Origin of the sequence: Pseudomonas sp. PI1, from assembly GCF_000812405.1 — a bacterium.
Classification (GTDB): domain Bacteria; phylum Pseudomonadota; class Gammaproteobacteria; order Pseudomonadales; family Pseudomonadaceae; genus Pseudomonas; species Pseudomonas citronellolis.
The window spans coordinates 20,448-33,290 of the sequence record NZ_JWMC01000006.1; the positions used below are offsets into that span (position 1 = coordinate 20,448).

Sequence of the window (12,843 nt, forward strand, 5' to 3'; positions counted from 1 at the left end):
TCACCCGTGCGCGAACATGACGTGGCGGACGGCGGTGTAGGCTTCGAGGGCGAACACCGACATGTCGCAGCCGTGCCCCGAGCCCTTCATGGCCGCCCAGGGCATTTCCGGCGTGGCCACGCCGTGGGTGTTCACCCAGGTGAAGCCGTAGCGCAGGCGGCTGCTGGCGGCCATGGCCCGCGCGCTGTCCCGCGTCCACACCGAGGAAGCCAGGCCGTAGCGGCCGGCGTTGGCGATGGCTATCGGGTCGTCGCCGGCGCCGAAGCGCGACACCGTGACCACCGGCCCGAAGATTTCACAGGTGGCGATCTCCGCATCGTTGTCGACGTTGGCCACCACCGTGGGGCGGTAGAAGAAGCCGGGGCGCTCCTCGGCGAAGCCGCCGGCCACCACTTCGGCGCGCCCGCGGGCGCGCTCGACGAAGCCGGCCACGCGCTGGCGGTGCGCCTGGCTGATCAGCGGGCCCATCTCGGTGCCCGCCTCGCGCGGGCCGCCGGTGCGTATCGAGCCCACGGCGTCGGCCAGTGCGGCGACGACCCGCTCGTAGACCGCGTCGGCCACCAGCAGGCGGCAGGGTTGCGCGCAATCCTGGCCGGCATTGAAGAACGCGGTGCCGCGCAGGGTGGCGACCAGCTTGTCGACGTCGGCATCGGCGTAGACGATCACCGGCGCCTTGCCACCCAGTTCCAGATGCACCTGGCGCAGTTGCTGCGCCGCCGCGCGCATGGCCGCGGCGCCGGTGGCGGGCGATCCGGTGATGCTGACGCCTTCCATCCCAGCAGCATTGATAAGACGATCACCGATGCTCGCTCCTCTTCCGTTGATCACGTTGACCACGCCCTTGGGCACTACGTCCTGCAGCAACTCGGCCAGGCGCAGGGTCGACAGCGGCGTCAGCTCCGAGGGCTTGAGTACCACCGTGCAGCCGGCCGCCAGCGGCGCGGCCAGCTTCCAGGCGGCCATCATCAGCGGGTAGTTCCAGGGCGCGATGGCCGCCACCGGGCCCAGCGGGTCGCGGCGGATCAGGCTGGTGTGTCCGGCCACGTATTCGCCGGCGGCGACGCCCGCCAGGGTGCGCGCCGCACCGGCGAAGAAGCGGAAGCTGTCGAGGGTCAGCGGCATCTCGTCGTCCAGCGCCGACGGCCAGGGCTTGCCGACGTTGGCGCTTTCCAGCGCGGCCAGCTCCGGCGCGTGAGCCTCGATGACTGCGGCGATGTCCAGCAACAGGGCGGAGCGTTCGGCAGGCGTGCTGCGGCCGTAACGGTGGAAGGCTTCCTCCGCCGCGCGGGCGGCGGCGTCCACCTGTTGCGGACTGGCCTCGTGGACCTGGGCGATACACTCGCCGCTGGCGGGGTCGATCACCGCCAGGGCCTCGCCCTCGCCCGCCACCAGTTCGCCGTCGATCAGCATTCGGGTCTGCATGAGCTTCTCCCTTCTCAGAACTCGACCTTGTCGCCGCCCTTGAGCCCCAGGCGCGCGCGGGCTTCGGCCGGCGTGGCGACCTTGAGGCCGAGGCTTTCGACGATCGAACGGATCTTGCGCACCTGCTCGGCGTTGCTTCTGGCCTTCTCGCCCGGCGCGACGTAGAGGCTGTCTTCCAGGCCGACGCGCAGGTTGCCGCCCAGCAGCGCGGCCTGGGTGGCGAAGTGCATCTGGTTCTTGCCGGCGGCCAGCACCGACCACTCGTAGTCCTTGCCGAACAGCTTCTGGGCGATGGTGTGCATGTGCATCAGGTTGTCCAGGTCGGCGCCGACGCCGCCCAGCACGCCGAACACCATCTGCACGAAGAACGGCGGCTTGATCCAGCCCTGGTCGATGACCCAGGCCAGGTTGTAGAGGTGGCCCAGGTCGTAGCACTCGAACTCGAAGCGCGTGCCGTGGCCCTCGCCCAGCTCCTTCACGATGTACTCGATGTCGGCGAAGGTGTTGCGGAAGATGAAGTCGCGGGTGCTGTCGAGGAAGGCCGGCTCCCAGTCGTGTTTCCAGCTCGGGTACCTGGCCTTCATCGGGAAGATGCCGAAGTTCATCGAGCCGACGTTCAGCGAGGCCATTTCCGGGCTCAGGCTCACTGCGGCGCGCAGGCGCTCCTCGCGGCTCATGCCCAGGCCGCCGCCGGTGGAGACGTTGAGCACCGCGTCGCTGGCGCCCTTGATCTGCCCCATGAAGTCGCGGAACAGCTCGGGGCGCGGGTCGGGCTTGCCGGTCTCGGGGTGGCGGGCATGCAGGTGGATGATCGAGGCGCCCGCCTCGGCCGCCTCGATGGACGAGCGGGCGATCTCGTCCGGGGTGATCGGCAGGTATTCGGACATGGTCGGCGTGTGCACGCCGCCGGTGGTGGCGCAGGTGATGATGACGGACTTGGGCATGGTCGCTCTCACAGTTTCATTTGTTGGACTTGTGCGGTCAGCCCGCCATCGAGCACCCACAGCTGCCCGGAGGCGTAGCGGGCTTCGTCGCCGGCGAGCCAGTTCACCAGGTTGGCGACGTCCTCCGGGGTGCCGTAGCGGCGCAGCGGGTGCACGTCGCGCACGGCCGCTTCCAGGCTCTGGATGTCGCCGTGGTCGCGGAAGAAGCTGCGCAGCATCGGCGTGTCCACGTAGCCGGGGCAGACGGCGTTGACGCGGATGCCCTCGGGGCCGTGGTCGCAGGCCATGGCGCGGGTCAGCGCGTGCACCGCGCCCTTGGTGGCGCAGTAGGCGGCAAGGCCCGGGTCGGCGATGAAGCCGTCGTAGGAGCCGAAGTTGACGATGCTCGCCGCGCCGCTGTCGCGCAGCAGCGGCAGGGCGAATTTCGAGACCAGGAAGGTGCCGGTGACGTTCACCGCGAAGATGCGGTTCCAGTCTTCCAGGCTGGTCTGCTCGATGGTCTTCTCGATCTCGATGCCGGCGGCGTTGACCAGGACGTCGAGCTTGCCAGCCCGCGCCTGCACTGTCGCCATGGCCTGGCGCACGCTCTCCTGCGAGCTGACGTCGAGCGGGACGAAGGTCGTGCCCGGCACGGCCGCGGACTCCTTCAGGTCGGCGGCGAACACCGTGGCGCCCTCCCTGACGAAGCGCGCGCAGATGGCGTGGCCGATCCCGCCCAGGCCGCCGGTGACGAAGGCGACCTTCCCTTGCAGTGAGCCGCTCATGCCTCGACTCCCTGCTCATACGCGCCCAGCACCAGGCCATGGAAGTGGTGCAGCGCGTGCTCGGACTTGCCCGAGCCGTTGGGGTCGGTGACGATGCGTCCCTGCTCGAAGGCCGGCGTGCGCATGCCGCGCTGGACGTTCTCCACCAGGGCGATGTCCTCCACCTGCAGCACTTCGTCGAGGTAGCGGATGGCTTCCTTCTCCATCTCGTTCGCCTCGGGCGTTTCGAGGAAGAAGTCGTAGGTCTCGTAGGTCAGGTCGGGGCCGGCCGGGATGATGTGCAGCACGATCATCGAGCTGCGCCCCGGGTAGCGCATCAGGCAGGTGTTGGGCCACAGCCACCACACCGCGTGGGTGCGCACCTTGGCCTGGGAGGTGTCGTAGGCGCTGTTCTGGCCCTGGCCGGCCTCGGCCATGTGGCTGGAATAGATACCATGGGTGCGCACCTTGTAGGTGCTCATGTCCACCAGGGTGCAGAAGTCCTTGTGCGCCGTCGGGCAGTGGTAGCACTCCAGGAAGTTGTCGACGACATTCTTCCAGTTGGACTTGATGGCGTAGGTCAGGCGGTGGCCGAAGGTCAGGTTGGCGATGTCCGGCGCCCAGTGCAGGATTTCCTCCTGCAACTCGCCGGACTGCTCGCGCAGCGGCCGCGCGGCGGGGTCGAGGTTGACGAAGATGAAGCCGCAGAACTCCTCGACCTGCACGGGGCTGAGGTGGATCTCGCCCTTGTCGAACTCCTTCAGGCCGCCGACGTGGGGCGCGCCGCTGAGCTGGCCGTCCAGGCCGTAGCACCAGGAGTGGTAGGGGCAGATGATGCGGTTGACCTTGCCCTCGCCGCTGAGCACCGGGTGCGCGCGGTGCTTGCAGACGTTGTAGAAGGCCCGCAGCTTGCCGTCGTGGTCGCGCACCACGGCGATGGGGTTGCCGGCGATTTCCGCAGTGGTATAGGTGCCCGGCTCGCGGACCTTTTCCACGTGGCAGACCCATTGCCAGGACTTGGCGATGATCTGCTGCTGGTCCAGGCGGAACCATTGCGGGTCGACGTAGGCGTCCGCGCGCAGCGACTGGGAGATCAGCGGGTCCGGGTGGTAGCCCCGGGCGATGTTCTGGAGTTGTACTTTGGAGATGACTTCAGACATATCAGCGGCCTTCCGGTACAGGAAATTCCTGGGTTTGTGTTCTTGTCTCGGGGCCGATAGTGGTCGTCGCGGGGCGGGCAAAATGTGCAGGATTCGCCGCGTTTTTTTCGTTTTTGGCCATGGTCGCTTTTGGATATGAACGTCCTGTTTGCGACCGCCCTGGGCCGGGCGCGCAGGCTCCCGCCGCCCGGGCGGGGCGGCGTCAGCAGCAGCTTTGGGGGAAAGGCGTCAGGGCGTGACCTGGTGCATCGGCCAGGCCCGGAACTCGAAGGGAATGCGGCCGTCGAGGCGGTCGCGGCGCGGCGTCAGGCCGAAGCGCTCGCGGTAGATGCGGCTAAAGTGCGACTGGTTGGCGAAGCCCGAGGCCACGGCGATCTCCATCAGCGACATGTCGGTCTGGGTCACCAGGCAGCGCGCGCGGTCCAGGCGGATGTCGCGGTAGTACAGCGCCGGGCTCTTCTGCACGATCTGGTTGAACAGGCGGTCGAGCTGGCGCTGGGAGATGCCGATGCGCTCGCAGATGTCCGGGATCGGCACGGCCTCCTCCAGATTCTGCTCCATGATGCGGATGGCCTGCTTGACCAGGTCCGGCACGGTGTTGCCCAGCGGCTGCGGCGTCTCCGGGTTCTGCTGCGTGCCCAGCGGGCGCAGGCGCTCGTGGAACAGGTAGCGCGCGGTTTCGTTGGCCAGGGTGTCGCCGTGCAGCGAGCGGATGACGTGCAGCGCGCAGTCGGTGGACGCAGCGCCGCCGCAGCAGGTGATGCGCTTGCCGTCCATCACCAGCATGTCTTCGCAGATCTCCACCTCCGGATACAGCTCCTTCAGCGAATCGATGTGCTCGTAGTGCCCGGTGGCGCGCTTGCCGTTGAGCAGCCCGGCCTCGGCCAGTAGGTAGACACCGGTGTCCAGCGCGCCGAGCACCACCCCTTCCCTTGCCCACAGTCGCAGCGCCGCGCTCAGCGCCGGGCTGTGCAGCGTCTCCGGGTTCCAGCTGGAAGACAGCATCACCAGGTCGGGCACGCCCTGCACCTGGGCCAGCGCCCGGGTGTCGGTGCTCATGGCATTGCTCGCCACCACCGGCCCGCCGTTCATCGACACCACCTCCCAGTGGAAATGGGTGTGGCCGCTCAGGTAGTTGGCGGCGCGGAACGGGTCGATGAAGGCCGTGGTGGCCGCCAGGTTGTAGTGCGGGAACACCAGGACGAGGATCGAGAACGGCGCGGAAGGTTGAACCGGCATACAGGGTCACCGCAGGGCCGATTGAAAGGAGATGGCTATCCAGGAATATCACAGAGTAGCCCGGCCATCCGTATCGAACGCACGCTGGCTGGCCTGGGTACGCCCCGGGTGCTCAAGTCATTCCGCGGTAGCGCCGGGCGCTGGGCCGGACGGCCGGGTTCGGCGGCTGCCCGCACCGCCGAAACCCGATCAGCAGTCAACGGTTATGTGCGAAAACGTCGCACCAAGGCATCCAGTTCGCTGGAAAGGCCGGCCAGGCTCTCGGAATCCTGGCGTGCGGCATGCGCCAGCTCTGCCACCAATTGAGCGTCCCCATGGATCTGGCTGATATGGCGATTGATGTCCTCGGCCACTTGGTGCTGTTCTTCGGCGGCGGTGGCAATCTGGGTGTTCATGTCACGGATGATGTCCACCGACTCGCGGATCTGGCCGAAGCTATCACGGGCCAAGCCGATACGGCTGACCGACTGCTGGGATACCTCGAGGCTGGCGTGCATCTGATCGGCAACCTGGGCCGTGCGCGTCGCCAGGTTCCCCAACAGACCGTCAATCTCGGCCGTCGAGTCGGCGGTGCGCTTGGCCAGCGCCCGGACCTCATCGGCGACCACCGCAAAGCCACGGCCCTGGTCGCCGGCCCGGGCGGCCTCGATGGCGGCATTCAGGGCCAGCAGGTTGGTCTGTTCGGCGATCGAGCGAATGGTGCCGAGAATCGACTGGATGGCGTTGCTGTCGCGCTCCAGCTGCTGAATCGACAGCGCCGACTGTTCGATCTCATGGCTCAGGCGATCGACACTTTGCACCGCCGCATCGATCTGGTGCTGGCCTTCGCGAGCCTGCTGCTGTCCATTGTCGGCCGACTGGGCAGCCTGGCTGCAAGAGCGGGCGACCTCGTTGGCAGTGGCAACCATCTCGTGGAACGCGGTGGAAACCATGTCCACGGCCTCGCGCTGGCGGCTGGCGGCCTCGGCCATGTCGTTGGAAACCCGGGTCGAGCGGCTCGACGTGCCGAGGATATTGCCGGCAGCCACGCCGATGTGCTGGATCAGGCCCCGGATAGCCTCGAGGAACTGGTTGAACCAGTCGGCCAACAGCGCGGTTTCGTCGCGGCCACGGACCTGCAATCGACGGGTCAGATCGCCTTCCCCCTGGGCGATGTCCTCCAGGCCGCTGGCCACGCCGTTGATCGGGCGGACGATGAGTTTGGCGAAGGCCGCGCCTATGACGGCGAAGGTGGCCGCCAGAATCACCGCGATCAGGCCGATCAGCCAGGCAAGATGAGTGGTCTCCTGCATCACCTCGTCATGACGAATCAACCCGATGAAAGTCCATCCCAACTTCTCGTCCGGATGGACATTGGCCATGTAGCGTTCGCCATCGATACTGACCTCGACGAAACCTCGGGCCGTCCTGGCGAGCTCGGCATAGCCATTGCCAAGGCTGGACAGTTGCTTGAAGTTGTGGCCGGCATCATGGGGGTCGACCATCACGTTGCCGCCCTGCTCGACCAGCATCAGATAGCCGCTTTCACCGAGCTTGATGTTCCTGACGATTTCCGTGAGGCCCTTGAGGGATACATCGATATTCACGACGCCGCCCACCTGCCCCAACCGATTCGTCACGGCCCGCACCGTGCTGATCAAGACGGCGTTGTCGGCCGCCCAGGTATAAGCGCCCGTGCGCACGGTCTTGCCGGGGTTGGCCATGGCCAATTCATACCAGGGCCGCCGGCGCGGGTCATAGTTGGAAAACCGCTGTCCGGCAGGCCAGGAAACATAGCCACCGTCGCTCACGCCATAAGACACATAAGCGTACTCAGGGTGAGTGCTCGCCAGCCGAGTGAAGAATTCAAGCAGCTGCTTGTCGTGTTCACCAAGCGCAACGGCGTCCGTGCTCGAATTCAAGTACTTGTTCAGGTTGCCGCCTGTATCCGCAATCAAGGGTTGCGCCGCCAGGTAGTCCACATTCTGGTCGATCCCCTGGAAGAATATTTTCATGGCGTTGCTCACCTGGCGAATCTCCCGGCTGCTACCGTCGAGAAAATCGTCCCTGGCTTTGTCACGCAGATTGAGAATGACCAGTATCGCCACGAGAGCGATGGGGAAGCCTGCAATAAAGGCGAACGCCAATGTCAGTTTCTGTTTGATTTTCATGCGCGCGGCAACTCTTCTCGACCGACGCATGGGGCGACCTCGGGATCGATCCATGATCGGATTCGCTGTATGGGAAATATTGATGGCAGATGGAAAGCACCCTGGAAGTTTCGTCGCGACAGGCTCAGGTATCCAACTTCGGCGCACCCGCCGCAAAGCCACGGTACTTATCAGGGATGATTCAGGGATGATTCAGGGATGATTCAGGAATGATGCGAATGCATCGGCGTTTCCAAGGCTTCCCGGCCGTTCATTACTTTATTGACCTGACACACCCATAGCGCACCTCCCTGGAGGGTGAGTAGCCATAGAACGATGCGTAGCACTTGCTGAAATGGCTGGGCGATACGAAGCCGCAGGCAACCCCCACGTCGAGGATCGGCAGGTCCGAATGCTGCAGCAGGCGGCGGCTTTCGGTGATGCGCAGCTCCAGGTAGTAGCGTACCGGCGTGGTGCCGAGCTGTTCGCGGAACAGCCGTTCGATCTGTCGCTTGGAGCGGCCGACGTACTGGGAAATCTGGTCCTGGCTCAGCGGCTCCTCGATGTTGGCACTCATCAGGTTGATGGCGTCGCGCAGCGGCTGGCTCATCTTCTCGTGCAGCGTCGGGCGCGTCCTCCGGTAGCGGGACTCCTCGAAGGCGAGGATGTCGACGATGGCGTCCACCAGCGCGCGGCCGTGCTGCTTGTTGATCCACTCCAGCACCAGGTTGAAGGCACCGGTCGGGCTCGCCGCGGTCAGGCGATTGCGGTCGACCATGTAGCTCTCGCTGGTCACTAGGCTTTCCCGGGCGGTTTCCGCCAGCGCGGCGCGGTGCTCCGGGTGGATCGCGCACTTGTAGCCGTCGAGCAGCCCGGCCTGACCGAGGAACCAGGCGCCGTTCCACAGCCCCGCCAGGGCCACGCCCTTCTCGTCCGCGGCATGCAGCAGATGGGTGAGCGCCGGGTGGGCGCGCAGCGGCGTGCGCAACCCGCCGCAGATCACCAGCAGGTCCAGCTCCTGCAGGTGCCGGCTCTCCAGCATCGCGTTCGGGCAGATGACCAGGCCCAGGTCGCTCGCCACCGACTCGCCGTCCAGGCTGAAGGTCCGTGTGACGAAGGCCCCGGCGCGGATCAGGTTGGCGGTGACCAGGGTATCCAGGGCCTGGGTGAAGGCCGGCAGGGAGAAATGCTCGAGCAGGACGAAGCCCACCCGCGCCTGGCGTCCCGGCTCGTTCTTCTTCTCTTCGATGAAGCGGAGGTTCTGCCCCTGCAGGGCGCCGCTGAATTGCCTTCTCGCGACCAATCTCTATCTCTACCAACTGGCGTTCATATCAGGCGAGGGAAACCCCCGCGCACCGTTCAAGCGACCTGGAAGCCGTGGGCCAACGGGTCGCGGTCATCGACGAAAATCGTGTTGTGCCCCGTCACCTGCGCCCAGCCGGCGACGCTGGGCAGGATGCCCTGGTAGGCGCCCACCCGAGCGGGAGCTTCGATCCGCCCATTGTAGACAGTCCCGATCAGGCTTTCGCTACGGTAGCTGTCGCCCACCGCAAGCCGGCCCTTGCCATGCAACTGCGCCATGCGGGCGGAGGTGCCCGTGCCGCCGGGGGAGCGGTCGATGGCCTTGTCGCCATAGAACACCACGCAGCGGCCATCGGATTCGCCGCTGCGGCCCGTATCGCACCAGATCGCGTGGTGGACGCCACGAATCCGGCCATCCTCGGGATGCACCGGATCGCAGATGCCGGCCAGGACGGCGCGCAAGTTTCGGCTGTGGGTGACGATCTCGGATGAGGACAGGCCATCCAGGCCCGGCCAGTTCCCTTGCGGCTCGACGACCGCGTAGTAGTTGCCGCCGTAGGCGATGTCGACGACCAGGCGGCCCAGCCCCGGCACTTCGACTTCCACGTCAGCCTGGTGCAGGTAGCTCGGCACGTTGAACAGGCGTACCGACTCGACCTTGTCGCCGACCTGGGTGTACTCGACCTCCACCTTGCCGGCCGGGGTCTCGATCGCCAGCCTTCCCGGTGTGCGGGGCACGACCAGGCCTTCCTCGATCACCACGGTGGAAAGGCCGATGGTGCCGGCCCCGCACATCGGCAGGCAGCCACTGACCTCGATGAACAGTACGGCGAAATCGCAGTCGCTGCGCACCGAGGGGTAGATGATCGCCCCGGACATCACGTCGTGCCCCCGGGGCTCGAACATCAGGGCCTTGCGCACCCAGTCGTGCTCGCGCACGAACAGTTCGCGCCGCTCGGCCATGCCCAGGTGGGGCATCAGCGGGGCGCCACCGGCGACGACCCGCACCGGGTTGCCGCAGGCATGGGAATCGATGCAGAAGAACGAATGGCGCACGCTATCTCTCCTCAGGCCATCCTGCGCACGGTGCGACGCTGCAGCGCCCCGCGCGACAGGCGGTCCAGCAGCAGGGCGACGGCGACGATAGCCAGCCCGGCGCGCAGGCCCAGGCCCATTTCCATGCGCGTCAGGCCGCGGGTCACTTCCGCGCCCAGCCCGCCGGCGCCGACCAGGCCGGCCAGCACCACCATGGCCAGGGACAGCAGGATGCACTGGTTGAGCCCGACCATCAGCGTCGGTGTGGCGGTGGGAATCTCGATCTTGAAGAGGATGTCCCGCGGCTTGGCGCCCATGGCCTGGCCCAGTTCGAGCAGGTCCTTGGGGATCTGGTTGAAGGCCAGGGTGGTGAGCCGCATCATCGGCGGGATGCCGTAGACGATGGTGGCGATGATCGCCGGTACCTTGCCCAGGCTGAAGATGATCACCGCGGGGATCAGGTACACCCACGGCGGCACCGTCTGCATGATGTTGAGCAGCGGGCGCACGGCGGCGTCCAGGCGCTTCACCCGCGAAGCCAGGATGCCCAGCGGGAAGGCGATGGCCACCGAGATCAGCACCGCGACCGAGACCAGCGCGATGGTCTGCATCGATGCCGTCCACAGCCCCGAGACCAGGCAGAAGCCGAGCATGAAGACCGACAGCAGCGCCGCGCGAAGGTTGATGAGGAAGTACGCCAGCACGGCCACCACGGCGATGAGCACATAGGCGGGGGTGGCCAGCAGCGCGCCCTCCACGCCGCCCAGCACAGCCTCTATCACCTTGCTGATAGCCGCGAACAGCGGGTGCAGGTTGGCGTTCAGCCAGTCCACCGCCGGGGCGAGGTAGCGGCCCGGGGAAAAGGTCATTTCAGCGAGACTCATGGCTAGCCTCCCGTCCGATGCGCGAGGCGCTCTGCGCCAGGCGGTCGAGGATCAAGGTCAGGATGACGATGGCGATCGCCGCGTCGATCGACTTGGCGATATCGAGGGTGCGGATGGCACCGTAGATCGACTCCCCGAGCCCACCGGAACCGACGATGCCGGCGATCACCACCATGCCGAAGGCCATCATCAGGCTCTGGTTCACGCCGGTCATGATGCTCGGCAGGGCGAACGGCAGGCGGATCTTGAAGAACAGCTGCCAGCCGTTGGTGCCGCTGGCCTGGCCCAGTTCGATGAACTCCTTGGGCGTCATGCGGATACCCAGCGAGGTCAGGCGGAACACCGGCGGCACGGCGACGATGAAGGTCGCCACCATGGCCGTCGCCGGCCCATAGCCGAGCAGCGCGATCGCCGGCAGCAGGTAGATGTAGGGCGGCAACGTCTGGATCAGGTCCAGCACCGGCTCGACCACCTTGTCCAGCGCCGGCAACAGCCCCGCGGCCACGCCGGCGGGCACGCCCACCAGCAGCGCCAGGGTGGTGGCGGTGAGGACCAGGGCGAGCGTGCTCATGGTCTCGCCCCACAGACCCATGACCGCGCAGAAGACCAGCGTGAGGGCCGAGAGCACGCCGAAGCGTAGATTGGCGGCGAGCCGCCAGGCCAGTACGCCGATGACCAGCGCCACCACGTAGAAGGGCGCCAGGTTGAGCACCCACAGGACGGCCTCGTAGAGCCCCTTGAGTGCGTCGTTGATGAGGTCGAAGGCCGACGCGCCGTTATCCGAGACCCATTCCAGGGCCGAGTCGACCGTCGCATCGAAGCCGGCGGCGAAGTCTGCAATGTTCATCGCGAAGCCTCCAGCAGCGCCCCCGAACGAGCGTCCTGGGACTCGTCCGGAGCCCCCTGGACTCCGCGCAGCAGGTCACGCTGGGTGATCACCCCGAGCATCTCGCCCTGGTCGACGACCACCACCGCGTCGCGCTCGGAACGCACCATCAGGTTGATCAACTCGTCCAGGTCGGCCTGCGGGGAGGCGGTGTTGAGCTTGCCGAGGTCGACGGTGGGATGGGCCGCCCGGTAGGCATCGACTGGGGTCATCACCGAATGGGCCTTGACCAGGTGCAACCGCGAGATGCCGGCGACGAAGTCGGCCACATAGGCATCCGCCGGCTTCAGCACGATTTCCTCGGCGGTGCCCTCCTGGATGATCACCCCGTCCTTCATGATGGCGATGCGGTCGCCGATGCGGATGGCCTCTTCCAGGTCGTGGGTGATGAATACCGCGGACTTGCCGAGGGATTTGGTGAGCTGGCGGAATTCGTCCTGCAGCTGGCGGCGGATCAGCGGGTCCAGCGCGCTGAAGGGCTCGTCCATGAGGATGATTTCCGGGTCCGCGGCGATGGCGCGGGCCAGGCCGACGCGCTGCTGCATGCCCCCCGAAAGCTCGGAGGGATAGCGCGACGCCCAGTCGGAAAGACCGACCTTGGCCAGCGCCTGCTCGGCCACCCGCTGCCGCTCGGCCTTGGCGACGCCTTGCACCTCCAGGCCGAAGGCGGCGTTCTCCAGCACCGTGCGGTGGGGCAGCAACGCCACGCTCTGGAACACCATGCCGATGTGCTTGGCCCGTACTTCACGCAAGGCCGCCGCGTCCAGCTTGGCCAGGTCCTGGCCCTTGACCAGAACCTGGCCGGCGCTCGGCGTGATCAGCTTGTTGAGCAGGCGAATCAGCGTCGACTTGCCGCTACCCGAAAGTCCCATGATGCAGAAGATCTCGCCACGGCGGACCTTCAGGCTCACATCGGACACGCCAACGACACAGCTGAAATCCTGCAGGATCTGTTTCTTGGTCAGACCCCGCTCCAGGTACGCCTTCATGGCGGCGGAAGCGTTGTCACCGAAGATTTTCCAGACCGACTGGCAACTCACCAGTACGTCGTCGACGTCATTACTCAAGGTATTCATTTCGCACCCTTGAACCAGAGCAC

At 66.3% G+C, this 12,843-nt stretch carries 11 protein-coding genes and 1 pseudogene; all 12 read right to left on the reverse strand.

Features of this window, described 5'->3' with window-relative positions; genetic code table 11:
• Positions 1-1,422, reverse strand: coding sequence for an aminobutyraldehyde dehydrogenase (locus tag RN02_RS01515; protein ID WP_043312716.1), 1,422 nt, complete (start codon positions 1,420-1,422; stop codon positions 1-3).
• A 14-nt stretch (positions 1,423-1,436) separates the two neighbouring features.
• Entirely contained in the window at positions 1,437-2,366 is a 930-nt protein-coding gene (locus RN02_RS01520; protein WP_043312717.1) for a 3-keto-5-aminohexanoate cleavage protein, read from the reverse strand.
• Between the two features lie 8 nt (positions 2,367-2,374).
• A complete protein-coding gene (locus RN02_RS01525; RefSeq protein WP_043312718.1) occupies positions 2,375-3,130 on the reverse strand; it encodes an SDR family NAD(P)-dependent oxidoreductase in 756 nt (251 codons plus the stop codon).
• On the reverse strand, positions 3,127-4,269 hold the full coding sequence (locus tag RN02_RS01530; RefSeq protein WP_043312719.1) for an aromatic ring-hydroxylating oxygenase subunit alpha: 1,143 nt from the start codon (positions 4,267-4,269) through the stop codon (positions 3,127-3,129). The genes RN02_RS01525 and RN02_RS01530 overlap by 4 nt, the downstream gene beginning before the upstream one ends.
• Before the next feature lie 228 nt (positions 4,270-4,497).
• Positions 4,498-5,508, reverse strand: a complete 1,011-nt coding sequence (locus RN02_RS01535) for a GlxA family transcriptional regulator (RefSeq protein ID WP_043273815.1) — start codon at positions 5,506-5,508, stop codon at positions 4,498-4,500.
• A gap of 203 nt (positions 5,509-5,711) precedes the next feature.
• Entirely contained in the window at positions 5,712-6,479 is a 768-nt protein-coding gene (locus RN02_RS34635; protein WP_411393005.1) for a methyl-accepting chemotaxis protein, read from the reverse strand.
• A gap of 90 nt (positions 6,480-6,569) precedes the next feature.
• A pseudogene (locus tag RN02_RS34640) lies at positions 6,570-7,712 on the reverse strand (cache domain-containing protein); the annotation flags it as partial.
• Between the two features lie 199 nt (positions 7,713-7,911).
• Complete coding sequence (locus tag RN02_RS01545; RefSeq protein ID WP_043312721.1) at positions 7,912-8,940, reverse strand: GlxA family transcriptional regulator; 1,029 nt, start codon at positions 8,938-8,940, stop codon at positions 7,912-7,914.
• A gap of 56 nt (positions 8,941-8,996) precedes the next feature.
• Positions 8,997-9,995, reverse strand: a complete 999-nt coding sequence (locus RN02_RS01550) for a 4-hydroxyproline epimerase (protein ID WP_043312722.1) — start codon at positions 9,993-9,995, stop codon at positions 8,997-8,999.
• 11 nt (positions 9,996-10,006) lie between these two features.
• Positions 10,007-10,858 carry an ABC transporter permease gene (locus tag RN02_RS01555; RefSeq protein ID WP_043273810.1) on the reverse strand — a complete coding sequence of 284 codons (852 nt, stop codon included), beginning with the start codon at positions 10,856-10,858 and terminating at the stop codon, positions 10,007-10,009.
• Positions 10,845-11,705, reverse strand: coding sequence for an ABC transporter permease (locus tag RN02_RS01560; RefSeq protein WP_043273808.1), 861 nt, complete (start codon positions 11,703-11,705; stop codon positions 10,845-10,847). Before RN02_RS01560 ends, RN02_RS01555 begins: the two co-directional genes overlap by 14 nt.
• Positions 11,702-12,820, reverse strand: coding sequence for a quaternary amine ABC transporter ATP-binding protein (locus RN02_RS01565; RefSeq protein WP_043312724.1), 1,119 nt, complete (start codon positions 12,818-12,820; stop codon positions 11,702-11,704). Before RN02_RS01565 ends, RN02_RS01560 begins: the two co-directional genes overlap by 4 nt.
• Positions 12,821-12,843 lie beyond the last annotated feature (23 nt).

Excerpts from the sequence above, each read along its gene's own strand:
- RN02_RS01515 (WP_043312716.1), bottom strand. The coding sequence starts at position 1,422 with ATGCAGACCCGAATGCTGATCGACGGCGAACTGGTGGCGGGCGAGGGC.
- RN02_RS01520 (WP_043312717.1), bottom strand. The coding sequence starts at position 2,366 with ATGCCCAAGTCCGTCATCATCACCTGCGCCACCACCGGCGGCGTGCAC.
- RN02_RS01525 (WP_043312718.1), bottom strand. The coding sequence starts at position 3,130 with ATGAGCGGCTCACTGCAAGGGAAGGTCGCCTTCGTCACCGGCGGCCTG.
- RN02_RS01530 (WP_043312719.1), bottom strand. The coding sequence starts at position 4,269 with ATGTCTGAAGTCATCTCCAAAGTACAACTCCAGAACATCGCCCGGGGC.
- RN02_RS01535 (WP_043273815.1), bottom strand. The coding sequence starts at position 5,508 with ATGCCGGTTCAACCTTCCGCGCCGTTCTCGATCCTCGTCCTGGTGTTC.
- RN02_RS34635 (WP_411393005.1), bottom strand. The coding sequence starts at position 6,479 with ATGGCCGAGGCCGCCAGCCGCCAGCGCGAGGCCGTGGACATGGTTTCC.
- RN02_RS01555 (WP_043273810.1), bottom strand. The coding sequence starts at position 10,858 with ATGAGTCTCGCTGAAATGACCTTTTCCCCGGGCCGCTACCTCGCCCCG.
- RN02_RS01560 (WP_043273808.1), bottom strand. The coding sequence starts at position 11,705 with ATGAACATTGCAGACTTCGCCGCCGGCTTCGATGCGACGGTCGACTCG.
- RN02_RS01565 (WP_043312724.1), bottom strand. The coding sequence starts at position 12,820 with ATGAATACCTTGAGTAATGACGTCGACGACGTACTGGTGAGTTGCCAG.